We start from the raw sequence: 24,022 nt of genomic DNA on the forward strand, positions 1-24,022 counted from the left end.
ATGCTGATTCAACGAAGACTGACGCTGGGCATCGGCGCGCTGTTCGCCATGATCCTGCTGCTGGGCATCCAGTCCGTAGGCTATATTCTCGACCTGTCGCGGGCCTCCGGGAACATCCTGACCGACAATTACAACTCGCTGCACTACGCCCGCAGCATGATGACGGCGCTCGACAGCCTGACCTTCGACTCGACGTCGATGACCGAACTGCTGGATAACCTCGCGTTGCAACGCAGGAATATCACCGAATCGGACGAATTCCGCGTGACGGACAACCTGAGCTCGAAGATCGACAAACTGTCGGATTCGGTCACGCTGGACAAGATCCTGGAGATCCGCAGCGACCTGTACAAGATCATGGATCTGAACATGACGGCCATCCGCGAAAAGAGCCGCCTGGCCGGGACGACCGCCGAAGACGCTATGTTGCGGATCGCCATCAGCGCGATCCTGTGCGCGCTGATCGCCTTCGTGCTGCTGATCCGCTTCCCGCAAGCCGTCGTCCGGCCGATCCGCGAACTCAAAAAAGGGATTATGGAAATCGCGAATTTCCACTACGACAAACGTCTCGACTTCAGCCGCAACAAGGAGTTCCGCGCCGTAGCCGAATCGTTCAACAACATGGCCGAAAAACTGTCGGAATACCAGCGCAGTACGCTGGACGACCTGATGATGGCCAAAAAGCGAATCGAAGCGGTCGTCAACAGCCTGCACGAACCGATCATCGGTCTCGACCCGGATAAAAAGATCCTGTTCATGAACGACGAAGCGTTCACGATCCTGAATCTGAAGCCCGAAGAGGCCGTCGGCCGCAACGCGACGGAAGTGGCGCTCAACAACGACCTGCTGCGGCGGCTGATCCGCGAACTCTACTCGGACGACCCGAATAAGGAGCCGCTGAAAATCTACGCCGACAACAAGGAGAGCTATTTCCAGATGGAAAACATCCCGCTGTACGTCACGCCGGTCGGCGAGAAGAAGAAAAGTTTCATCGGCAATATGATTATCCTGAACAACATCACCAAATACAAGGAGATCGATTCCGCCAAAACGAATTTCATCTCGACCGTCTCGCACGAGATGAAAACCCCGATCGCGTCGATCATGATGAGCCTGCACCTGCTCGAGGACAGCCGGCTCGGGCCGCTGAACGACGAGCAGAAAGCCCTCGCGCAGAGCATCCGCGAAAACAGCGACCGGCTGCTCGGCATCACCGGCGAGCTGCTGAATCTGACCCAGATCGAGACGGGCAAGCTGCAACTGATGCCGAAGGTCACCAAACCGATCGAACTGATCGACTACGCGGTGGCGGCGACGCGAGTGCTGGCCGAACGTTTCGGCTGTTTCGTCGAAGTCGAATACCCCGAAAAGATCGCGAAGCTGTTCATCGACAGCGAAAAAATCGCCTGGGTGGTCACGAACCTGCTGTCGAACGCGATCCACCACTCGCCCGAAGGGGCGCGGATCATCGTCGGCGCGGCGCAGCGCGACAACAAGGTCGATATTTTCGTGCAGGACTTCGGACGCGGCATCGACCCGCGCTACCACAAGAGCATCTTCGACCGTTACTTCCGCGTGCCGGGCACGAAAGTGCAGGGCAGCGGCCTCGGACTGGCTATCTCGAAAGAGTTCGTCGAGGCGCACGGCGGCACGATCGGCGTCGAGAGCCAGATCGGGCACGGTAGCCGGTTCACGATCACGCTGCCCGTCTGACCGCCGCGGAAAAGCGACCGTCGGACGCGCAAACGACTGAAACCGCCCGGTAAAGCGCAGAACCGCCGGACGCCGGCGCGAAGAAGAAACGCAGGCGAAAGCCCGGCCGGAAACACGAAGGGAAAAGCCGTCCGGCGGAAATCGGGCGCGACCGTCCGGAACGGCACGGGTTATGCAGAAAAAACGGGGAACAGACTAAATACAACGCATTATGAAATCACCGAAAGAATCGTTCAAATCGCTGAAAGACACGTTTACGCTGAGCAACGGCGTGCAAATACCCTGCGTCGGTTTCGGCACCTACCTGACGCCGGACGGCGAAACGGCCGTCAGTTCGGTCATCGAGGCCGTCCATGCGGGTTACCGGCATATCGACACGGCTGCCGTCTACGGCAACGAAAAGAGCGTCGGCAAAGCCATCTGCAAGTGCGGCACCGACCGCAAAGAGCTGTTCATAACCAGCAAGGTGTGGAACAGCGCGCAGGGCTACGAAACGACGCTGCACGCATTCGACAAAACCCTGTCCGACCTGGAACTGGACTACCTCGACCTGTACCTGATCCACTGGCCGATCCCGAGAAAGCACGACGACGACTGGCAGCAACTGAACCGCGAAACGTGGCGGGCGATGGAAAAACTATACAGGGAAGGGCGCGTGCGCGCCATCGGCGTCAGCAACTTCAAGCCGCGCCACCTGGACGCGCTGCTCGAGAAGGCCGACATCGCGCCGATGGTCGATCAGATCGAACTGCACCCGGGTATGCCCCAGGACGAAACGGTCGAGTACTGTCGGGCGCGGGACATTCTCGTCGAGGCGTGGGGCCCGTTGGCCCAGGGACGACTGTTCGAAAGCGTCGAACTGGACGTGCTCGCGGCCAAGCACCGCAAGAGCGTGTCGCAGATCGTCCTCAGATGGCACCTACAACGGGGCATCCTGCCGCTGCCGAAGTCCATCACGCCGTCGCGAATCGTCGAGAACGCGCAACTGTTCGACTTCGAACTCAGCCCGCAGGAGATGAATTTCATCACGCACATAAAATGCGAAAGTTCGGGACTCGACCCGGACACGTTCCGGATGTAACCCCGTCACACCGGGCGCGCCCGTATGCGGATACCGGATCGCCGGCGTCCGCATACGTTTTTTTACTGTACGGCCCGTCCTCCTCCCTCGGCATCCTGCCGGGAAAACAATTCGCTGACGATCAATTGCAACTGGTAGGTCTCGGGACTCATGACCTTCAAGAAATCCAGGCCGCGAGAGATACGAACGACAATCTCCTGAAACAAACCCGTTTCTTTCGGAGTCGCCTGCCGGACGATCCGGTATGCGTCCGGCAGCCAGCAGTTCCGCGACATTCCCCGGCCGTTGAACATCACCCGGAGCAGGATATATCCGCCGTCGATACATTCGAAAACGCCGAAAGCGTCCTCATAGGGTTCCTCCGTGGAAGAGAATAGATACAACTCACCATGTTTCAGCACAACCATAACTCACTGATTATTCGTTAAACAACTATTATAACTAATTCTATATCGTCCACTTATAACCCGAAACCGCCCCCGGACACACCCTTTGGACCAAAAAACAAAAAAGCACGGAACCCGCAAGCTCCGTACTGAGGCATCGCCAAACGCCCTACACAAAAACAAGCAGAATCCGTGCTATACTCACGTATGCACGAGTCTCTCCTGTTATCTGTGCGTAGAATGAATTTGGCGATTTTCAGTACCAGATACAGCAATCGAGTCACCTCAATGTATGTCTATTTCATCTTCTCCTGGTTGGTTTTGAGTTCTTACCGTGTCCAAAAATAGACAAATTTTTGTTATAATCGTTGTTTTTTGTCCGTTTCAGACAATTTCAGCGACTTATCCCGAACGACATCAAAAACAGTACCGTCCTGCATCCCCGGACAGAAATCGCGTTTTTCAGAATCCGGCTCACAGGACGCTCTGACTCGGTCCGGAGATCGATTCCGGCCCGGCGGCCGCGCTGGGCGACGCGAGACTCTCTCCGGCGAAAACGCGCGTCCGGCTCCGGGGCGAAGACCGCCCCGGACGACGCGCCGAGCTGCGCCGGCCCTTCAGCCGCGCGCGTCCGTCGCAGCCCCCTCGACACAGGCTTTCAGCCGCCGCACCGTCTCGGGATACCGCTCGAAACCGAACACGTCCACCGGCGGCGGAGACACCCCGCGAATCCGGGCGGCGCGCACCAGGCGCAGCACCGTCTGGAATTGCAGGAACAGCAGCCACACCTCCGGCCTGCCCGGTTCGGGAACGTCCGCCAGCCTCCCGCCCCGGGCGAAATAGAGCCCGCAGGCGCATGCGAAAGCGAACACGGGCAGCGCGCCCCGCTTCGGCAGCCCGCACGGTTCCGACTTCGTCTTGCCTTCGATGAAAAAGGCTTCGCAGGCGCACACGTCATCCGCGATCCACGCCCCGAACAGGCGGTCGGGAACCGCGTCCGGCAAGACCCCCACCCCGCCGTCCGGCAGGCCCGGCCCGCTTGGTCTATGGGTCTTACCGGCCCGGTCGATCCCGGCGTACCGCTCGAAGAACCGGATCGTAGCCCCGAGGGCCGTCTCCCGGCTACGCATGGCGCAGGCCCCGACTCCGGGCGTTTTGGGACGGCAGGTCGGGGAGATGACTGCCGAGGATCGTGCGGAACAGCACCAGTTCGCCGGGATAGTGCATCGCGTAGCTGTCGCCGATCCGGACAAACGGACTGCCGTCCCGGTAACGGTTTTCGAGCACCGTGAAGCGCGGCGGATAGGCGTGGAAGGCGAACAGCCGGATGTTGCGGACAGGGCGGCGGAAAAGCCGGCGCGAGCGCAGAACGGCATCGACATAGTCGAGGAAGGTGACGATCATGCCGAGGTAGTCGCACTCCTGCAGGTAGACGATCCGGCGGCGGCCGTCGAACAGGTACTCGGTGAAGCGGTACGCGCATGACGCGCACTCCTCCGACCGCAGCAAACGGCAGTAGTCGTCGGGGCCGAGCACCTCGACGGTCACGCCGAAGCGACGGCCGTAAGGCGCGAGCAAGCGGTCCATCAGTTCGCGCACCGGGGCGAAACGGGGCCGGCTCAGGTCGGGGCGGTCGCCGTGCCGGACGCGGAGTATGCGGAGTATCCGACGCGGAACGTCTTCGGAACGGACGTTGAAGTGCCGCCCGATAAATTCGCAGCAAGTTTCCAGATTTCGGGGATTCATCGTTTTTCGGTTTATAAGATTTTGAAAGAGGGTAACAGGATATTCGACCGGAAGAAAGACCGCCGCCCGGCGCGCTCCATGAGAAACGCAGTTTCTCCGAAAAGTTTTTGCGCCGTTTTTACAAAAACGGCAGTCCGAGCGCCGAAGGCCTTCCGCCGCACCGCTCAATAAGGACTTTCGACCGCAGGGAGAAAGTCCGCGCGGCGGACAAAGCGGCAGCTTTGTAAATGTATTTTGAGAGAGAGAATGCCCGTTCGATCAGGGCAAAAAAAAAGGCAAGGACGCAGGGCGCTTCCTCTTGATAGGTCTTGCAGTACCTTACTTTCGGAAATCATCCCTACGCCCAAGCCCGGCCCCGGTAACTCGTACCGGGGCATGACTCAGGTTTCAGACAAGATTTACGCCGAAAGTAAAAACCTGTTACATTTCTATAACAGTCTGCAAGTTTTCAAGAGGCATAAAGGTGTCTTAACCTTTATTGATTGTTACGACTTAAGTCGTATTATGTATTCGCAAAGTTAGCATAAATATTGTTTTATAAAATGGTTATTAAAATACATATACAAAGATAAATCAAATAATCATATTCACAAGAATTATTGTGTGCAATAATATTCTGATGGTTCATTTATTTGTAAAATGAAACCTAAAAAAGCAAGGCGTAGAGACGACATTCTTAATCAGATTATTGTTGAGCGTATAAAAAAGTTACGTTATAACCATAATTTCACACAAGAATACGTAATAGAAAAAACAGGCTTGGATATTTCCAGTTTGGAGACAGGACGAACTGCGCCTTCATTGGTTTCGCTTTCAATTCTCTGCAAACTTTACAATCTCACATTAGAGGATTTTTTTGCAGGAATCGACTATCCTCCCAAAAAATAGAAGGCCTTCCACCACACCGCTCAATAAGGACTTTCTCCCTGCGGTCGAAAGTCCGCGCGGCGGACAAAGCGGCAGCTTTGTAAATATGATTTGAGAGAGGGAATGCCCGTTCGGACAGGGCACAAAAAAAGGGCGCTCGAACAACTCCCTAACGGTCGGCCTTCGGAGCCTACTCTGGCAGTTGTCCTTACGCCCAAGTCCGGCCCCGGCAACTCGTACCGGGGCATGACTTAGGTTTCAGACAAGATTCACGCCAGAGAAAACCTGCTACATCACTATAACAGTCCGAAGTTTACCGTTAGGCGTAAAGGTTGTCTTAACCTTTACAATCTATATGTACGGCTAAGCCGTATCTTGATATCGCAAATTTAGCATAATTTCCGCAATCATTAGATTTTAACTACAAATATAATAAAACATTCCAATAAGTATTCACGAATACGTATATAAATTTTGCATTGCTTGTTCTTTTGTAAATATGACTAAAAATAGCCGATATTATAAAGACCAAGAATTTGTAGAAAAGCTTGCTCGACGAATTAAGGAGTTACGTAACGAGCATGGGCATACGCAAGAATATCTTATCGACAAAATTCATCTTACTATAAATTGTTACGAAACGGGAAGCAAAATTCCAACATTAATGTCTTTATTGAAAATCTGCGAGTTCTATAATATTACATTAGACGAGTTTTTCGCCCCGATGAACTATCCGCCGAAAGAATAAACGCAGCCACACCTTATTATTTATAATACAATACAGCAAAAAGGCGCGGATCAGGACGATCCGCGCCAAGGCAACAATCCGCCGGAATGATCGGTTGCCCACTCTGCCCGCGAATTCTGGCAAACCCGGCAGAGTACGAGAATTGGATAAGTACGAAAAATCTTCGCATTTCGGTCCACGTCCGGCTTAGGCAGTTTCATAAATTTACGAAAAAAACCGCGATTCGAAACGGTCCGGCATCTTTTTTATTCCTTATTTGTTATAATAACGCCGATTTACGCTACTATTTCTGCAAAAACGATTCTTTTCCCCATTGAAAACCAACCACGACCGCTAACTTTGTAGAAGCATAATACCCAAGCTTATGGAATTAGAAACTATCAAAAACAAAATCTACGAAATCCGAGGACAACAAGTCATGCTCGATTTCGATCTGGCCGAACTGTACCAGGTCAGCACCAGCGCACTGAACCAATCGGTAAAACGGAACGCCAAACGGTTCCCGCCCGATTTCATGTTCCAGATAACCCAAGAAGAGTTCGACAGCTTGAAATCACAAATTGTGACATCAAGTTGGGGAGGCACGCGCAAATTACCGAACGCATTCACCGAACAGGGACTGGCCATGCTCTCGGGAGTGCTGAACAGCGACACAGCCATCGACATGAACATCAGGGTCATGCGGGCGTTCGTCTCGATGCGGGCCTTCCTGCTGAACGGAAACATCGCCGCCGAACTCAACCAGTTGCACTGCCGGGTAAAAAAACTGGAGAGAACGTCGGACGAAACGCTCGAAGCGATCAACGACCTGAGCGAAGACTGCCGCCGCGAAACAGACGAAATCTATTTCGCCCTGTCGCAACTCGCCCGCAAGAATTGCGAACTGCAAACCCGACGCATCGCCGGATTCCGCAAAACGGACAAAAAATAATTTCTCCCGGCGCCGCGCGGCGCCGGCGCTGGCTCGTTTCTTGCTTCGGTTACGACGGGCGTACCGCACGTACGCCCCGAATCGAACCGAAAATTTATGAAAGCATACACAATCTTACTCGGCACGGGGCTGCTCCTGGCAGCCGGCGGGCCCGAATACGCGGACGCATGCACCCGCGTCGTTTACGAAGGAACGAACCGGACGGTAGTGACCGGACGCACGATGGACTGGAAGGAAGACCCCCGCAGCAACCTGTGGATCTTCCCGCGCGGCATGGAGCGAAACGGCCAGGCCGGAAGCAATTCGCTGAAATGGGTCTCCAAATACGGCAGCGTGATCACGTCGGCCTACGACATCTGTACCACCGACGGCATGAATGAAAAAGGACTCGTAGCCAACCTGCTGTGGCTCGCCGAGTCGGAATACCCGGCCCGCGACGGCCGGAAACCGGGGCTCTCGGTCGCCGCCTGGACGCAGTACGTGCTGGACAACTTCGCCACCGTGGACGAAGCGGTCGAAGCGCTGGCGAAGGACGACTTCGACGTGGCGTCCGACCTGATGCCGGACGGCTCCCGGATGGCTACGCTGCACCTCTCCGTCTCGGACGCCGGCGGGGACAACGCGATCTTCGAATACATCGGCGGGAAACTGGTCGTCCACCACAGCAAGTCGTACCAGGTGATGACGAACTCGCCGGTCTTCGAACAGCAGTTGGCCCTCGACGACTACTGGAAAACCATCGGCGGCACCGTCTTCCTGCCCGGAACCAACCGGGCGGCCGACCGTTTCGTGCGCGCCTCGTTCTACATCGGCGCCATCCCGAAAACCGAAGACACGCGCACGGCCCTGGCCTCCGTATTCAGCGTGATCCGCAATACGTCCGTCCCGCTGGGGATCAGCACGCCGAACGAGCCGAACATCTCGTCTACCCGCTGGAGAACCGTCTCGGATCAAAAGAACCTGACGTACTTCTTCGAATCGACCCTCTATCCGAACGTGTTCTGGGTCGATTTCAGGGACGTCGATTTCGCGCCGGGAGCGCCGGTCAAAATGCTGGATCTGGTCTCCGGGAAAACCTATGCGGGAAACGCCGCGGAACGGTTCCGCGACGCGGCCCCGTTCGAATTTCAGGGAATCGGTTGAAAACGCCCGCAACGGCGGCAATCCCCGCCGCTGCGGACAAGCGTTCCCGCCGACAGTACGCCACTCGGCAGAAGACATTGCCCGTAAACGCGACGACCGCCGAACTCCCGGATCGCAGCGCCCGAAATATTTTATTCCCGATATTATTTTTTTCAAATAAAAAAACTATATTTGTCAAGGCGTTGTTTTGTATCGACCGAAGTGTAAATGTCGAAGCGGACCGTACGGCGTTTTTGATTTAAATGAATGAAAATTCCAGCTTATGAAAGCATAAGTTGTCGGGGCGGTCGGAAATTTAAATACGGCGCGTGGAGTTTACATGATACGAAAGGATGTCCGTTTTCATTCTTCAAAGAATGAGTGCAATTAAAATTAAAAAAGATCAAAACTATTTTGTTTTGCCCTGCAAAAAGAGGATTTTATCCTCTTTTTTTCTATGAACCGATGAAAGGCTATGAATATTACCGTCCAGTATCCGATTACCGATTGCAGGCTTTTTCTGCATAAGTCCGGCAAATTGCGCAAGCCGTACTTCGTATCCCCCGATACGGAAGGCAGGGAGTACATCCGGCATTTCGGAGCCATGCAGGGCAGGCATTTCCAGGAGTATTATTACTGCGTAGGCGAAAATACGTTCTGCAACGCCAGACATGCCCTGCGGTTCAGCCGGCCCCCGTCTTTTTACAAAGACCAGATCGCCTGCCTGAAACGGTGCGCGAACCGTTTTTATTCGGACGGCGGCATTCTGGGAAAATTCGAGGTGAAAAGCGCTTACCGGATTCAACCCGATCGGCTGAACCCGGAGAACGGAAGCGCGTACCGGCAGTTGCTCGATTTCCATTTCGGGCACGAGGTGCGGATAAACGACGCCAAAGGGGGAAACGTACGCGCTTCGTTTTCCGACGCGGGTCCCGCCCTAGCCAAACTCTATCTATACGGCTCTACGGCCTGCGGTTCCCTGCATGAGATTCGAAAATACTGGGTGCAGTCCGGTCAATCCATCGTAATCGTCGAAGAACATGCCAAACGCGCGTCCGACTTCCGGCGCCTGCCGGCCGGCGCGACGGAAGTCCTGCTGAAAGACCAATGGAGCGCGCAGTACCTCAGGCTGTATCGCTACACGTACGACGGAATCCCCTGCTGGATCATCGAGATTCTTTCCAACGCTCCCGAAGCCAAAAAGATGTGCCGGAACCTGAAAACCCTTTTGCTCCGGATCCATGCCGAAAAACAAAGCGTCATCAAGGCCCTCGAATTCCTTTCCATCAACAAGGACAACGAAGCGGTCGATATCAGAAAAGCGACCCACTTCATTAAAAACACCCTGGTCAAACTGCAAAAAGACCGGCGTTTCGACCTGAAACAGAGCGATATCGTAAACATCGCCTTCGAAGCGGACGACAGCTTTTCACAGGACGATTACCGCAGACTGCGCCAGGCGGTGCTGGATCTGAATAACCGGTATATCATCGAAGACTTCGATTGCATATTCGCCCAAATCGACTTCGACGCCCTGTGCGAGGCTTACTATTGCCAGATCAACGAAGACGAAGACGAAATCCCCGAGGCGATCAGGGCTCCGCTCGAAGAGGTCGTACACAGCCGCAGCAAACTGAAGTTCAAACAATTTTCGAAAAGATACCGTTCGATATTAGAGGGTTGCGCCAGTTCCGCCCTGTTCGAAATCATCAAATACGGAGCCGTCTCCGTAATCGGAGGTATTTAGGATTCCTTTTGCGAACGAGATGCCCGGACAGCCGGCCGGATTCGTCGTCTGCGAATCTGCATCCCGTCGCGCGCCATCCGGACAAACGGTTATTTCCCGGCATTACGGCAACCTTTCCGATTCAGAGGCAGCCGCGGGAACAACTTGCGGAAACGCACGAGGTAAGACGCGATCCTGTTCCCCGCGACGATAAGACTCACGGCCACGATAATCAGTAAAATTCCGCACCCGATCCGCAGAGTCAGGGACTCCCCGAAAACCGCCACGCCGAAAAATACGGCCGTCACGGGTTCGAGAGCTCCCAGAATAGCCGTGGGAGTCGAACCGATGTATTGGATGGCGCGGGTCGTACAAAGAAACGATATCGCTGTCGGGAAAACGGCCAGGGCGACAAGATTCCCCCATAAATACCAGCGATCCGGAACGCTGACGGCGCTGCCGAAGTCCAGCCGGACGAAGAACAGCGACAGCCCGAACAGCAAGACGTAAAAGGTCACTTTGAGCGTCGCGACAGATTTCAGCGCCGGGCGGTTCACCCCGACGATATAGATCGCATAAGAGAGCGCCGAAACCATCACCAGGATCGTCCCCGTAAGATCGAGCGTCGCGCCGTCGCCGCTTTCGTAAAGCAGCGCGATGCCGCCCAGTGCCAGCAGGATACACAACGCCGTCCGCATGGAAAGCTTCTCCCGAAACCAGAAGGCCATAATCAGCGCCACGAAAATCGGATAGACGAACAGCAGCGTAGAGGCTATGCCTGCGTCCATGTAGTTATAGCTCAGGAACAGGGTCAGCGAAGAGAGGGCCACCAGCAGGCCCAGGACGATCAGCGGCAACACCTCCCGGCGGCGCAGCCCGAAATCGCGCCCGCGGGCCTTAAGCATAACGCCCAGAATCGGGATCGCGAAAAGATACCTGAAAAACAGCACCGAATCGGGATCCATACCGGCTTTATAAAGCGGGAGGGCGAACAGCGGGTTCATACCGTACGTCGCCGCGGCGACGGTTCCCAGCAGATAACCTTTGGCTTTTGCATTCATACCTCAGATTTTGCTGCAAAAATAGCATTTATTCCGACGTACGGTTAACCGTAAAGCGATCCGTACCGCCGTCACGCCGCAAAAAAGAAACCCCGGCCTGTTCCGGCCGGGGCACATTGGAGATTAGCCTCTATTGTAAATCCTTCGCTTTGACTTTCACGATCTTGCCGTCTTCACGCGCGAAAACGAGTTCTCCGTCCTCTTTTTTCTTCTGCTCTACGAGCCGTTCATACGCAAGGGCTACGCCCCTCAGTATGTTTTCTTCCATTTGCTGGACTTCTATGTCACTCATAATTCTTCAGCGTTTTATATATTAACGTTTCAACGATCGATTTTGTTTTATCCCGATTGCCTTTGGCGATCACTTTAGAAGGCGGGCGGGAATTGTCCAGCAAGATCCAGTAGTCGCAAACGGGAATATAAATATCGAACAGATTCTTAATTCCGCTGCGATACCGCCTCCGAACGACTTTCTGATCAATGTTATGCCCTCCCGCTTCCACCCGCATCTGTACCCTGCCGACGGCCAGTTCCGGCGAATTCAGCCAAAAATAGACCAGCGACACATAATATCCCTTGCTTTGAGCGGTTCGGATCAGACTCGCATACGAACGCGTAGCCAAAGTCGTTTCGAACGCAAAATCGACGCCGTGGTCGATCAGCTCATGGATTCTCCGGAGCATCAGCCGTCCCGCCTCGATCGCAACGCTACCCGGATTGAAAGGGGACAGCCCTTTCGCAATTTCGTCCGCGTTGACGAATTCCTTACACTCCAGCATTTCGGGCAGAACGGCGTAAGAAGCAGTCGTTTTCCCCGCCCCGTTGCACCCCGCTATGACGTAAAGGTTCGGCATATTCTCTGATTGACATCACAAATATAAACGATTTGGCGATAATGCCGCCACATCGGAATGCAATTTTATTTTCGAGACGCCCCCAATGCCTTCCAAAACCTCCCGGGCAAATGAATATTCTCCACCTCCTTCGCCCGAACAGCGGAACGATTTCATCGGATCGGCAGACTCAACACCGGGCTCCGGCTTTTACGGCGCTCGATTTTTCCGTTTTTTCATTTATTATTAACGTGCGGCAAATAATTTAACCGTATATTTGTATAAAATGTTTATCCCATGAAACGATCGGTTTATATCATTCTCGCATTGCTTTTTGCCGCACGACTGTCCGCACAAGGGCCGTTGGGTGAACCGCAAATCCCTGTGTACCCTACTCTGAAAGACAGCGGTTCTTTTACCATGATTATGGTTCCGGATCCTCAGAGTTACACCAAATTCGCCGCCAATCAGCCCTTGTTCGAATTGCAGACCGCATGGATCGCCCAAAATGCAGAACGCTTACGCATCGCAGCCGCCCTGTTTACGGGGGATATGGTGGAGCAGAACAACCTGCTCACGAGCGGAGGAGTTCCCAATCCCTACAATGGGGATCAGACCTCCCGTCAACAATGGGAATCCGTATCGAGAGGACTGGCCCGTCTGGATGGCAAAATACCTTATATCATCGCCCAGGGCAATCACGACGTAGGGTACGTCGCGGCGGAAAACCGCTATTCATCCATGCCCGAGTACGTCTATCCCGAACGCAATTCGTGTTTCGCCAATTCGCTCGTCGCCACGGGCTGCAATTATCAGGGGATAAACACCATGGAAAACGCGGCATTTGAATTTCATAACAAAACATGGGGCGATATCCTGGTAATAGCTTTTGAATTCGCTCCCCGCGACGAAGCGTTGGATTGGGCCCGTCAACTGATCGAATCCGAAAAATTCCGCAATCACAAAGTCATCGTTCTCACGCATTCGTTCCTGGGCACCTCGGGAGAACGTATCAAGCAGGAAAGTTATAAATTGACGCCGCGAAACTGGGCGCAGGAAGTGTGGGACAAACTGATCTACCCCTCGAAAAACATCTCGCTGGTACTGTGCGGACATACGGGAACGCCGCCTAAGATCGATTCCTCCGACAGCATCGATTACCGAAGTACGGCCGCTTATCGCGTAGACAAGGCCGCGGACGGTCGCAATATCCCTCAAATGATGTTCAATTCGCAGAACGGGGACGGCGACTGGAATGGGAATGGCGGGGACTGTTGGTTGCGCATCCTCGAGTTCATGCCGGACGGTAAAACCATTTACGTGCGGACATTCTCTCCTTTATTCGCATTATCGAAACGTACGGCCAAATACGCTTGGCGCGTCGCGGATTACGATCAATTCGAAATAAAAATCGATTGAAATTCGACTTGCCTTTTGTTAACTTAAGGTAAACGGAGAAGAAAAACCGGTTTCGGCAAAGCGGTTTCCCGTACGGCTCCGAGCCGGATGCCTTGCCGACGAGCGCATCCTACATCTATCTGACTGACAATGCGTATTACACACCGATAGTCAAATAATAAGGCAAACAAATAAACGCGCGCAAAAGCGGAAAAAGTTTTTCTCAACGTTTTTCCTAAAATAAAATCGCTAACATTTAAAGCAAATGTCCGGCTCGATAAGTCGGGGCAAACGGCAGAACAGCTCCTTCTGAAAAACAGAAGAGGCAATTGTTCGTTCAATATTTTCTAATATGAGAAATTCCCTTTGCTTGGAACTACTGGTTTCTGCCGCGGTACTGTTGCTGTCGGGCTGTGAAGTCGGGCCCCGATCCCGAAGAACCTATTTCTTTGAAAAAGAAAAAAGAGCAATCATCATTCCCGTTGCGTTCAACGACACGATTACGGGACGTTTCTTGTTCGATACCGGCGCTATCAACGGCTATCTGATCCTGGATTCCTCATTTTGCGCGACTCATCCTTTGCCGGCATGGAGCGACAAACCCGATCACGTGTATTTTTCACCTCATACGGGATGGGCAACTTCGGAAAGCCCCTCATTCCGGCAGGCGATTCATAAGAAGCCGACGAGAGCGGCTATTTCGAATGTCGATCTGGTTTATAATTATCTTCATATCCGGAATCAAAAATACGGTTCAGCCGAAGATCTACAGGGAACGGTCGGCTTTCCCGATAACGATTCGACCCATGTCTGGGAGCTTAATTTCGAGCATAATTATCTGGAGATACATGAAGCCGAAAAGTTCCGGAGACCCGCCGACTGTTACTGGCTCCCTTTTGTCAACGAGCGAGGAAGCATGAACACGGTCCATATACAGTTTCCGTTGACCGTTAAAAGCGCGACCGGAGATACGGTGACAATCGACTATCCTTATTTGATCGATACCGGCATGGCGCAGGACTTCGTATTGCTCCCGTCTGCGAAAGAGATCGAGTTTTTCAGGAAAAGAGAGGATGCCGTTCTGATAAATCGCGGTCATGGAGGTGGCTATCGGAGTCGTTATGACGTCAATGCAATCGCTTTCGATGGTTTTAAGATCGATTCAATGCGCATCTATACGGATGAATTCGCTACGCAATTAAGCGCTTATGCACGAGGGATCATCGGTTTGAATTTTCTGAAAAGGTTTAATGTATTTTTTGACTTCGATTCACGGCAGGTCGGATTGCAGCCGATCAGGAACTTCAGCCGAATTTTCAATAATTTTTCCGGAAGATTCTATTTTTCAGTAGACACGACCTTGGACGGGAGACGAATCGTCACGATGATGCCCGATTATGTCAAGAACAATCATTACAAGGAGGCCGGCTTGCAAAAGGGAGATGAAATTGTTGCGATAAACGGATTTACCCTAAAAGACTTATCGTTCGATAATGCAGTTAAAATCAAGGAAAGTCTTACGAGAAAACTGGATATCGTCAGAGACGGGAAGCCGATGAAAATCACGGTACGCCTCGACGAAGACGATTTGAAAGGAGAATAAAAAGAGGCACGGATTGTCGACATGCGACACATGTGCAGCGTATCGCTCCGCTCGTTGGTTTTGAAGTCGACGATTTGTTTCTCGTATTCCCTGATCTTCCGCTCGATCAATGCGACAATCTTTTCCCGACCGGGATAGTGACGGCGCGGACGACTCTTGGCCGCGGTTCAAAATTGCGGAGCGAACGATAAATGCAGGCTGATATACTTCCGTTTCCCTGCTTTGGTTAATCTCAGCATCAGAGGATGCTTCCCGTTAGCGAGTGTGAGGTGTATAACACGACCCCGACCGTTGTATTCATGTCGATTTTCGGTTTACACTTTCGTTTACAAAACCCTTTCAAAATACCCCGAAATCCACCCGAAACAACAATAAAAAACGACCTGTCGTTTCCGACAAGCCGTTTGCAATCAGTGACTCCGACAGGATTCAAACCTGTAACCTCTTGATCCGTAGTCAAGTGCTCTATTCAGTTAAGCTACGGAGCCTTTCCCTTTTGCGAGTGCAAAGATAAGCAAAAAATTATTCCTTACAAATTTTTTCCTCAAGAACTTATGAAAACCCCGGAAATCGGGAACATTCATTTCAATACGGGGGAACGGACTCCCGCATTAATTCGCAGGGGCGGAGTTTTCGGAAGCGGCAGCGCTTTTTGAAGGCTGCGGCACCAGCAATTCCCCCAACTTCTGCAAAAGCACGCTTCCCATCAGGTTACGGGCCAGGATCGTCCCATCCGGGCCAATCAACACGTTCGACGGAATCGAACGAACCCCGTAGGTTTCGGCTGCGGCGCTCTCCCAGAATTTCAGGGTGCCAACCTGCGGCCAATCCATTTTAAACATTTTGATGCCGTCCAGCCACGCCTTTCTGTTTTTGTCGAGCGATACCGCGTAAATCTCGAAACCTTTCGAATGAAATTCTTTATAAGCCGTCACGAGGTTGGGAATCTCCGCACGGCAAGGCGGACACCACGAAGCCCAGAAATCGAGCAACACGTATTTTCCCTCGCCGACAAACCGCGACAACGGCAACTCCATCCCGGCCGTATCCGGAACCGAAATATCGACATATTTTTGCCCCGGTTCGGTTCTCGCCAGCGCAGCGGCCATCTTTTCGAGCAGCTCCGCATAAACCGAAGCGCTGGCCGGCGGGGTCAGCCCGTCCAGCGCCTGACGGATCTCCTTCGCAGACATCTCGTACGAAAGGCCGCGAAACAGCACATAAGCCGCCGCCACGCTGCCGGAATGCTTCCGGACGAATACCCGGCCGAGACTATCCCTTTGTTTCTCCAGATCGAAGGCGATCCGCGTACTGGACAGCTTCACCGAATCGCTGTCCAGCAATTTCGCGACGGAATCGGCCTGCCCGAGGAACTGCCGGTAAAGGTCTTCCGTCGCCGAACCCGTCACCCGGATATCCTGCGGCCGGTCGGCCGCGCCGACGATCCGGATCATCGGGCTGTTTTCGAGGAAAAACCGCACCAACGGAACGCCCGGAGTTTCGACGGCGGCAAAAATCGGCACCGCGCAGTCGCCCGAAAATTCGAACGCCCCGTTTTTTACTTCGGCCGAATCGATCACCCGCGGCAGCTTGCCTTCGAATACGGTCAGGTATACTTTTCCGGCAACGCCGGCGATCTCGCCGTCGATCCGGTAACCGGTCTGCTGTTTCGGCTGCGCGCACGAACACAACACGGCCGCAGCTACGATCGATGAAATCAAATATTTTTTCATATGCTTTCGGAATTATTCCGTTCTACAATCACTTTTTGACCCGTTCCGGATGATCGGAAATAAAACGCTCCCAACTTACGGAAGCGGGACCGCCGCCGAGCGCCTTTTTCCGACAGCGACTTTCGAGCGTCGGCACCGGAGCGGACTGGAAAAAGTGGCAAACGGCGACGGCGAGTCCGTCGGTCGCGTCGAGACGCCGCGGCAGCTCCTCCAATCGCAGCAGTTTTTTGAGAATTATCGCGACCTGTTCCTTCGACGCGGCGCCCTGACCGGTAATCGCCTGCTTGATCCGGCGCGGGGCGTATTCCGACACCGTCACGCCACGGCTCAGCGCGGCGGCCATCGCCACTCCCTGCGCCCGTCCCAGCTTCAGCATACTCTGTACGTTTTCGCCGAAAAACGGCGATTCGAGCGCCACTTCGTCCGGACGGTACTGGTCGATCAGCGCCCCGACCCGCTCGAAAATATACTTCAGCTTTTGGTACGGATCGCCGATCCGGTGCAGGTCGATATCGCCCAGCACGATGCACGAGAGCGCATTGCCCTCGGTACGGATCACGCCGTAACCGGTCGTGTTGGTTCCGGGGTCGATGCCCATAATCACCCTGCCGTCCACCGAACGATCCTCCGCAATTATTCTGCCGAAAGCTGCGCTTTCAGTTTTTCAAGTTCTTTTTCGAGCTGTCTCACCTTATAACTCAGATCGGGCAGGTTGCGGAACACGGCGTGCGAACGGTGGTATTTGATACCGGGCATCGCCGGGTTCCCCATGTAAGTCTCCCCGTCGGGAATGCTGTTCGAAATCCCCGACTTGGAAGCCAATTTCACGCCGTCGCCGACGGTCAGATGTCCGGCGATGCCGACCTGTCCGCCCAGCATACACCCGGCGCCCACTTTCGACGAACCCGCTACGCCGACCTGCGACGCGGCCACCGTATTGGCCCCGACCGTCACATTGTGGCCGATCTGGATCAGGTTGTCGAGTTTGACGCCCTTATGAATCACGGTCGAACCCATCGTAGCGCGATCGATACAAGTATTGGCTCCGATCTCGACATCGTCCTCGATCCGCACGTTGCCGATTTGCGGAATTTTGTGGAATTCGCCCTTTTCGTCCGGGGCGAAACCGAAACCGTCGGCGCCGATCACCGATCCGGCGTGGATCGTCACATTGTTGCCGATAACGCAGGCTTCGTAAATCCTGACGCCCGGATACAGCGTCACGTTGTCGCCGAGCCGCACCCCGTCGCCGAGATATACCTGCGGATATATTTTGCAATTCTTACCGGTCTTTACGCCCTGTTCGATCACCGCATAGGCGCCGATGTAAGCCCCCTCTCCGACCGCGGCGGACGGATCGACCGACGCCAGCGGACTGACGCCCGTCTTCTGAGGTTTGTTGGCGACATAAAGTTCGAGCAACTTCGCAAAGCACGAATAGGCATCCTCTACCTTCACCATCGTCGCCGCTACCGGAGCCGTCGGCTCGAACGATCTGTTGACAATCACGATGCTCGCCTGGGTATCGTAGATATAGTGTTCGTACTTCGGGTTCGACAAAAAAGCGAGAGTTCCGGGTTTGCCCTCCTCGATCTTGGCCAGCGAGGTGACGACGGCTTTCGGATCGCCAACGATTTCCCCGCCGAGGAAACCGGCGATGAGTTCCGCAGTAAATTCCATATTTTCCAGTATTTTATCGGTTCAAACAATTACATATAATTCTTAATATCGATGTTTTCCGGCATCAGCGGGGTCGGGTCGCCGCCGAAAGCGAGCAGCTCGCGAATCACGCTCGACGAGATGGCCACGTAATCGGCCGGGGTGAACAGCAGCACGGTGTTGATCTCCGGAAACAGCGCCCGGTTGACCTGCATGATGTTCCGCTCGTACTCGAAATCGACCGTATTGCGCAACCCTCGGAGAATCGTCTTGACACCCAACTGTCGGCACAACTGCCCGGTCAGCTCGGTGTAGATCCGCACCTCGATCCGCGGTTCGCCGCGGTACAGGTCGCGGATCAGTCGCGCCCTGTTGTCGGGGGTCAGCAACCCCGCCTTCTCGCTGTTGACGCCGATGGCGATCACGATGCGGTCGAAAAGTTCGAGCCCCTGATCTACGACGAATTTATGTCCCAACGTAAAGGGATCGAACGACCCCGGGAAAAGTGCAGTTCCTTTCATAAACCGTTTTTTTGCGCATCCTTTTCCGATGCAAGATACGTATCTTTTCGAAACCCGCAAACAGCGAAGGCTGCCTCTCGCGGGGCAGCCTCTCGTTCCTGCGGGTATTTACCCGATTAACACAGCTTGGCGAAAAGTTTCCGGAAACCGGTCTCCTCGGCGATCATGCCGGACAGATCGGCAATCGCGACGCGTTGCTGTTCCATCGAATCGCGGTGCCGCACGGTCACCGTCTTGTCTTCGAGCGTCCGGTGGTCGACCGTAATGCAGAACGGGGTTCCGATCGCATCCTGACGACGGTAACGCTTGCCGATACTGTCTTTCTCGTCGTACTGTACGTTGAAATCGCATTTGAGCGCATGTTGTATATCGCGGGCCACTTCGGGCAAACCGTCCTTTTTGACCAGCGGCAGCACGGCGGCCTTGACCGGAGCCAGCGCCGCCGGAATATGCATCACGATACGGCTCTCGCCGCCTTCGAGCTGCTGCTCCTCGTACGAAGCGGACAGCACCTGCAACACCATCCGGTCGACGCCGATCGACGTTTCGACCACGTAAGGCACATAACTTTCGCCGGTCTCGGTATCGAAATACTGAATCTTCTTGCCGGAGAACTTCTGATGGTTGCCAAGGTCGAAATCGGTGCGCGAATGGATTCCCTCCACCTCTTTGAATCCGAACGGAAATTCGTATTCGACGTCGGTCGCGGCATTGGCATAGTGGGCCAGCTTGTCGTGGTCGTGGAAACGGTAGTGCTCGTCGCCGAAACCGAGCGCGCGGTGCCAACTCATGCGCGTCGCCTTCCACTTTTTGAACCACTCGAGTTCCTCGCCGGGACGCACGAAAAACTGCATCTCCATCTGTTCGAACTCGCGCATACGAAAAATGAACTGCCGAGCGACGATCTCGTTGCGGAACGCCTTACCGATCTGTGCGATCCCGAACGGAATTTTCATCCGGCCGGTCTTCTGCACGTTCAGGAAATTGACGAAAATACCCTGTGCCGTTTCGGGCCGCAGGTAGATCGTGTTGGCGCCCTCGCTGACCGACCCCATCTTCGTTTCGAACATCAGGTTGAACTGGCGCACTTCCGTCCAATTGCGCGTACCGGAGATCGGACAAACGATCTCGCTATCGACGATGATCTGGCGCAGTTCTTCCAGGTTGTTGTCGTTCAGCGCGGCGACCATCCGGCTGTGCACGGCGTCGCGTTTGGCCTTGTGTTCGATTACGCGCGGGTTCGTCTCGAGAAATTTCGCCTCGTCGAACGCTTCGCCGAAACGCTTACGGGCCTTTTCGACCTCTTTGGCGATCTTCTCGTCCTGTTTGGCGATGAAATCCTCGATCAGCACGTCGGCGCGGTAACGCTTCTTCGAATCGCGATTGTCGATCAGCGGATCGTTGAACGCCCCGACATGTCCCGACGCTTCCCATATCTTCGGGTGCATGAAGATCGCCGAGTCGATCCCGACGATATTGTCGTGCAGCCGCACCATCGACTCCCACCAGTAACGCTTGATGTTGTTTTTCAACTCCACGCCTTGCTGCCCGTAATCGTATACGGCGCTCAGACCGTCGTATATTTCGCTCGACGGGAAAATAAACCCGTACTCCTTGCTGTGAGCAACCAGCTTTTTAAAAAGTTCTTCCTGTGTCATTATCGTAAATGGATTATTTTTTCATCGGTTTATTCCGCCTGCTTTTCGACCAGGCAGAGCGATCCGTCGGCCTTCTCTTCCACCCGGAAAAAGCGCGGACGCTCGTCGGGCGGCACGTTCGGCCGGTGGATGCTCAGCAACAGTTCTCCGTCGAACGTACGGAACAACATTCCGTGCCCTCCGTCGCGCGCGAAGAGCGCCTCGGGCATCTGCAACCACGGCCCGGCAACCTCGCCGCTCTGCGAACGGGCCACCCCGATCGCGTACCCACGGTCGCCGAACGACGACCACAGCATCAGCAGTTCGCCTTTCCGGTTCCGGTACAGGAACGGTCCGTCGGTCACGTAATTGCCCGGCGTATGCGGCCTGACCCACGGCGCGGACGACGCGCGGAACAGCGTCGCCGGTTTTCCGACGGCTTTTTTCAGGTTGCGGCTCAACCGGACGGCTTCCACCGTTCCGTCGCCCAATTGCGTCCATTCGTGGCAGAAAACCATCCACGGATTCCCCTTCCCATCGACGTACAGCGTCCCGTCGAGCGCCTGCCACGTTCGCGGCGTCAAGCGTCCCTTGCTGTGCTCGCGAAAAGGGCCTTTCGGACTGTCCGCAACGAAAACAGCCGTTCCGAGCAGACTGTCTGCCGCACCGCGCACCGTCGCGAACAAATAATATTTGCCCTTATAAGCATGGCACTCGGCCGCCCAGAAACATTGATCGCCCCAAAAATCAGGAGTCCGCTGAAAAATTGCGCGGGGCCCCTGCCAAGTCTCCAGATCGCGGCTCGAAAAAACGTCGAACCCGTCTCCGCGGGTCGTCCCGTACATATAGTAAGTCCCGTCCGACGAATCGGCCAGCACGAACGGGTCGCGGATATGCACCCCGTCGGTCGGAACGCCCGCCGGCAAAACGTTCCCGTCCTGCGCATACAAACTGCCGAACGACAGCAATGCGAACAGCCATACCGGAAAACCTGGTTTCTTCATATCAAAAAAAGAGTCGGTTAAATTTAAACATACGGAGTGCAAGTATATGTTTTTATTCGGAGATTTCCAAAAGAAGTTCTCCGCAAGAAATATTGCATCCGACTATATATAAGATATTTAACGGACAAATACGAATAAAAAAGAAACTGCCGGCGAAAAGCGGAAACGTCCGTGCGGCAACGCCGGGCTGCAAACGGCCTTTCACGATTTATCTTCTCTCTTCAAACGATAGCGAACGCCGCAATCGAGGATAAAATCCAGGATGTCTTTAAAAGTAGCTTCCACCTCGGAAGGTACAAATACGTTCGAAGCTTCGCCGTACCGTTTAAAAATTACTGCCGGCAAATCGGTCAACGAAACGTTCAGACGCCGGGCCATTCCCATCGCGTCGCGCTTATCGACGGTCGCATAAACCTTGTAAGCATAGTCCGGCTCGTCGTAATCGTCGTGTTCGAGCAACACGACCAAACTTTTGTCGTCATCGAAACCGACGACGACGGACGACCATATCGGAAAATCGTCATGCGACTCCACTATAACTTCCTGTAACGTCATCATACGCTCATCTTCTTTTTTAAACCGATACCCTTAATTGCATTTTCACGCGTCTTTCGTCCGCCTCGCGGTTTCCGTATTGCGATCGCAGCGGGATCGTCCGGAAAACACATAATCTCCAGAATGCAAAACAAAGATAAGTTTTTTTCTTAACTTTGCACAGAATAACGCGCGTTTCATGCCGTCTGTCGCCCGCTAGTCCGTCTGCGGATCAAGCTATAAACCAGCCGGATATCTACCAGGGAATCACCAAACGCCCCCGGGAGAGTCCCATGGAAACGTTGCGGGCAAGGCGGCCGGACGCAGCAATCGGATCATTCAACGGATTATCGTCGCATATGGGGAGAATACTGGCTATCGATTACGGACGCAAACGGACGGGCCTTGCCGTGACCGACCCGTTGCAGATCATCGCCAACGCCCTCGACACCGTTCCGACCCATACGCTGATGGACTACGTCAAGAGCTACGCCGCGGCCAACGCGGTGGACGCGATCGTAATCGGCATGCCGCTGCAGATGGACGGGTTGCCGTCGGAGTCCTATACCTACATCCGCCCGTTCGTCGAGAAGCTGCGCAAAGAGATGCCTGCGATGCGGATCGAACTGTTCGACGAGCGGTTCACCTCGAGGCTGGCGCTACGGGCGATGATCGACGGCGGCGTTCCGAAAAAACGCCGCCGCGAGGACAAAGGGCTGGTCGACCGCATCAGCGCAACGATCATCCTGCAAGGATACCTCGATTCGCGGGACAATCATTTAACAAATAAATAACACAATAGAAGATGAAAAAGATCAGAGCAGCCATCGTCGGATATGGCAACATTGGAAAATACGTCCTCGAGGCGTTGCAGGCGGCCGAAGACTTCGAAATCGCCGGTATCATTCGCCGCGACGCCGCGAACGTGCCCGAAGAACTGAAAAACTATACGGTAGCCACCGAAATCGAATCGCTCGGCAAAGTCGACGTGGCGATCCTCTGCACACCGAGCCGCAGCGTACAGAGCTTCGCGCTGAAATTGCTCGAGAAAGGGATCAACACGGTGGACAGTTTCGACATCCATACGCAGGTCGCCGAACAGCACGCGACGCTCGGCAAGGCGGCCGCGCAGCACGGCGCCGTTTCGATCATGTCGGCCGGCTGGGACCCGGGCAGCGACTCGGTGGTGCGCGCTCTGCTCGAAGCCTGCGCCCCGAAAGGGATTACTTACACGAACTTCGGCCCCGGCATGAGCATGGGTCACACCGTAGCCGTCAAGGCGATCGACGGGGTTAAAGCCGCGTTGTCGATGACGATTCCGACCGGGACGGGCATTCACCGGAGGATGGTTTACATCGAGCTGAAAGAGGGCTACGATTTCGACAAGGTGGCCGACGCGATCAAAAAAGACGCCTATTTCGTACACGACGAGACGCACGTGATGCGGGTGCAGAGCGTGGACGCGCTGCTGGACATGGGACATGGCGTCAACCTGACGCGCAAGGGCGTTTCGGGCAAAACGCAGAACCAACTGTTCGAATTCAATATGAAGATCAACAATCCGGCGCTTACGGCCCAGATACTGGTCTCCTCGGCGCGGGCTTCTATGTTGCAGAAACCGGGATGCTACACGCTGATCGAAATCCCGATGATCGACCTGCTTCCCGGAGACCGGACGGAACTGATCCGGCATCTGGTATAACAGGATTAAAAACAGCA

25 protein-coding genes and 1 tRNA gene are annotated in these 24,022 nt (G+C 54.3%); 11 read left to right on the plus strand and 15 right to left on the minus strand.

The window, feature by feature from the left end; genetic code table 11:
• A complete protein-coding gene (locus tag PGR91_RS11395) occupies positions 1-1,713 on the plus strand; it encodes an ATP-binding protein (protein WP_118458521.1) in 1,713 nt (570 codons plus the stop codon).
• A gap of 211 nt (positions 1,714-1,924) precedes the next feature.
• Positions 1,925-2,794, plus strand: a complete 870-nt coding sequence (locus PGR91_RS11400) for an aldo/keto reductase (protein ID WP_118657159.1) — start codon at positions 1,925-1,927, stop codon at positions 2,792-2,794.
• A gap of 62 nt (positions 2,795-2,856) precedes the next feature.
• On the opposite strand, the gene PGR91_RS11405 is transcribed toward PGR91_RS11400, so the two are convergent.
• The 3 genes from PGR91_RS11405 to PGR91_RS11415 form a co-directional block, all read right to left on the minus strand.
• Positions 2,857-3,201, minus strand: coding sequence for a hypothetical protein (locus PGR91_RS11405; protein WP_101573761.1), 345 nt, complete (start codon positions 3,199-3,201; stop codon positions 2,857-2,859).
• Positions 3,202-3,797: 596 nt separating this feature from the next.
• Positions 3,798-4,310, minus strand: a complete 513-nt coding sequence (locus PGR91_RS11410; RefSeq protein ID WP_118657158.1) for a hypothetical protein — start codon at positions 4,308-4,310, stop codon at positions 3,798-3,800.
• The gene (locus PGR91_RS11415) at positions 4,303-4,926 is read right to left on the minus strand and encodes a hypothetical protein (RefSeq protein ID WP_118657157.1); all 624 of its coding nucleotides are present in this window, start codon (positions 4,924-4,926) and stop codon (positions 4,303-4,305) included. Before PGR91_RS11415 ends, PGR91_RS11410 begins: the two co-directional genes overlap by 8 nt.
• A 639-nt stretch (positions 4,927-5,565) precedes the next feature.
• On the opposite strand from PGR91_RS11415, the gene PGR91_RS11420 reads away from it, so the two are divergent.
• The 5 genes from PGR91_RS11420 (at position 5,566) to PGR91_RS11440 (ending at position 10,341) form a co-directional block, all read left to right on the plus strand.
• Entirely contained in the window at positions 5,566-5,814 is a 249-nt protein-coding gene (locus PGR91_RS11420) for a helix-turn-helix domain-containing protein (protein ID WP_118657156.1), read from the plus strand.
• Between the two features lie 478 nt (positions 5,815-6,292).
• Positions 6,293-6,541 (plus strand): helix-turn-helix transcriptional regulator, encoded by a 249-nt coding sequence (locus tag PGR91_RS11425; RefSeq protein ID WP_118657155.1) that lies wholly within the window; start codon positions 6,293-6,295, stop codon positions 6,539-6,541.
• A gap of 364 nt (positions 6,542-6,905) precedes the next feature.
• A complete protein-coding gene (locus PGR91_RS11430) occupies positions 6,906-7,472 on the plus strand; it encodes an ORF6N domain-containing protein (protein WP_118458531.1) in 567 nt (188 codons plus the stop codon).
• 96 nt (positions 7,473-7,568) lie between these two features.
• The gene (locus tag PGR91_RS11435) at positions 7,569-8,615 is read left to right on the plus strand and encodes a linear amide C-N hydrolase (protein ID WP_118657154.1); all 1,047 of its coding nucleotides are present in this window, start codon (positions 7,569-7,571) and stop codon (positions 8,613-8,615) included.
• Between the two features lie 454 nt (positions 8,616-9,069).
• Positions 9,070-10,341 carry a hypothetical protein gene (locus PGR91_RS11440; protein ID WP_055203293.1) on the plus strand — a complete coding sequence of 424 codons (1,272 nt, stop codon included), beginning with the start codon at positions 9,070-9,072 and terminating at the stop codon, positions 10,339-10,341.
• An 89-nt stretch (positions 10,342-10,430) separates the two neighbouring features.
• Here PGR91_RS11440 and PGR91_RS11445 read toward each other — a convergent pair whose 3' ends face one another.
• The 3 genes from PGR91_RS11445 to PGR91_RS11455 form a co-directional block, all read right to left on the minus strand.
• Positions 10,431-11,381 carry a DMT family transporter gene (locus tag PGR91_RS11445; RefSeq protein ID WP_101573744.1) on the minus strand — a complete coding sequence of 317 codons (951 nt, stop codon included), beginning with the start codon at positions 11,379-11,381 and terminating at the stop codon, positions 10,431-10,433.
• A 130-nt stretch (positions 11,382-11,511) separates the two neighbouring features.
• A complete protein-coding gene (locus tag PGR91_RS11450) occupies positions 11,512-11,673 on the minus strand; it encodes a hypothetical protein (RefSeq protein WP_172970774.1) in 162 nt (53 codons plus the stop codon).
• Positions 11,666-12,235 (minus strand): zeta toxin family protein, encoded by a 570-nt coding sequence (locus PGR91_RS11455; protein ID WP_055203288.1) that lies wholly within the window; start codon positions 12,233-12,235, stop codon positions 11,666-11,668. Before PGR91_RS11455 ends, PGR91_RS11450 begins: the two co-directional genes overlap by 8 nt.
• Positions 12,236-12,511: 276 nt before the next feature.
• Between PGR91_RS11455 and PGR91_RS11460 the strand changes: the two genes are divergently transcribed.
• Together PGR91_RS11460 and PGR91_RS11465 are read left to right on the plus strand one after the other, a co-directional pair.
• Positions 12,512-13,633, plus strand: a complete 1,122-nt coding sequence (locus tag PGR91_RS11460; RefSeq protein WP_118458537.1) for a metallophosphoesterase — start codon at positions 12,512-12,514, stop codon at positions 13,631-13,633.
• A 331-nt stretch (positions 13,634-13,964) separates the two neighbouring features.
• A complete protein-coding gene (locus PGR91_RS11465; RefSeq protein ID WP_147387416.1) occupies positions 13,965-15,215 on the plus strand; it encodes a hypothetical protein in 1,251 nt (416 codons plus the stop codon).
• Between the two features lie 167 nt (positions 15,216-15,382).
• Here PGR91_RS11465 and PGR91_RS13615 read toward each other — a convergent pair whose 3' ends face one another.
• The 9 genes from PGR91_RS13615 to PGR91_RS11505 all read right to left on the minus strand — a co-directional run bounded on the left by PGR91_RS13615 (position 15,383) and on the right by PGR91_RS11505 (position 22,327).
• Complete coding sequence (locus PGR91_RS13615) at positions 15,383-15,490, minus strand: Arm DNA-binding domain-containing protein (RefSeq protein ID WP_366465293.1); 108 nt, start codon at positions 15,488-15,490, stop codon at positions 15,383-15,385.
• 139 nt (positions 15,491-15,629) lie between these two features.
• Positions 15,630-15,703 (minus strand) — tRNA-Arg (locus tag PGR91_RS11470).
• Positions 15,704-15,826: 123 nt separating this feature from the next.
• Entirely contained in the window at positions 15,827-16,948 is a 1,122-nt protein-coding gene (locus PGR91_RS11475) for a TlpA disulfide reductase family protein (RefSeq protein ID WP_118657152.1), read from the minus strand.
• 28 nt (positions 16,949-16,976) lie between these two features.
• Positions 16,977-17,546, minus strand: coding sequence for a crossover junction endodeoxyribonuclease RuvC (gene ruvC, locus PGR91_RS11480; RefSeq protein ID WP_055203606.1), 570 nt, complete (start codon positions 17,544-17,546; stop codon positions 16,977-16,979).
• Between the two features lie 35 nt (positions 17,547-17,581).
• Entirely contained in the window at positions 17,582-18,628 is a 1,047-nt protein-coding gene (gene lpxD / locus PGR91_RS11485; protein WP_055203281.1) for a UDP-3-O-(3-hydroxymyristoyl)glucosamine N-acyltransferase, read from the minus strand.
• 29 nt (positions 18,629-18,657) lie between these two features.
• Positions 18,658-19,128 carry a pantetheine-phosphate adenylyltransferase gene (coaD, locus tag PGR91_RS11490; protein ID WP_055203279.1) on the minus strand — a complete coding sequence of 157 codons (471 nt, stop codon included), beginning with the start codon at positions 19,126-19,128 and terminating at the stop codon, positions 18,658-18,660.
• Between the two features lie 116 nt (positions 19,129-19,244).
• Positions 19,245-20,786, minus strand: a complete 1,542-nt coding sequence (locus PGR91_RS11495) for a glycine--tRNA ligase (protein ID WP_055203277.1) — start codon at positions 20,784-20,786, stop codon at positions 19,245-19,247.
• A 29-nt stretch (positions 20,787-20,815) separates the two neighbouring features.
• Positions 20,816-21,769: a glycoside hydrolase family 43 protein gene (locus PGR91_RS11500; protein WP_118657151.1), complete on the minus strand. Its 954-nt coding sequence runs from the start codon at positions 21,767-21,769 to the stop codon at positions 20,816-20,818.
• A gap of 201 nt (positions 21,770-21,970) precedes the next feature.
• Positions 21,971-22,327, minus strand: coding sequence for a hypothetical protein (locus PGR91_RS11505; protein ID WP_055203275.1), 357 nt, complete (start codon positions 22,325-22,327; stop codon positions 21,971-21,973).
• Positions 22,328-22,662: 335 nt separating this feature from the next.
• Here PGR91_RS11505 and ruvX point away from each other — a divergent pair, with 335 nt between their 5' ends.
• A complete protein-coding gene (gene ruvX / locus PGR91_RS11510) occupies positions 22,663-23,097 on the plus strand; it encodes a Holliday junction resolvase RuvX (RefSeq protein WP_101573730.1) in 435 nt (144 codons plus the stop codon).
• An 11-nt stretch (positions 23,098-23,108) separates the two neighbouring features.
• Positions 23,109-24,005 carry a diaminopimelate dehydrogenase gene (locus PGR91_RS11515; protein ID WP_101573728.1) on the plus strand — a complete coding sequence of 299 codons (897 nt, stop codon included), beginning with the start codon at positions 23,109-23,111 and terminating at the stop codon, positions 24,003-24,005.
• Positions 24,006-24,022 lie beyond the last annotated feature (17 nt).

Origin of the sequence: Candidatus Alistipes pullistercoris, assembly GCF_027665465.1 — a bacterium.
Taxonomy (GTDB): domain Bacteria; phylum Bacteroidota; class Bacteroidia; order Bacteroidales; family Rikenellaceae; genus Alistipes_A; species Alistipes_A hominis.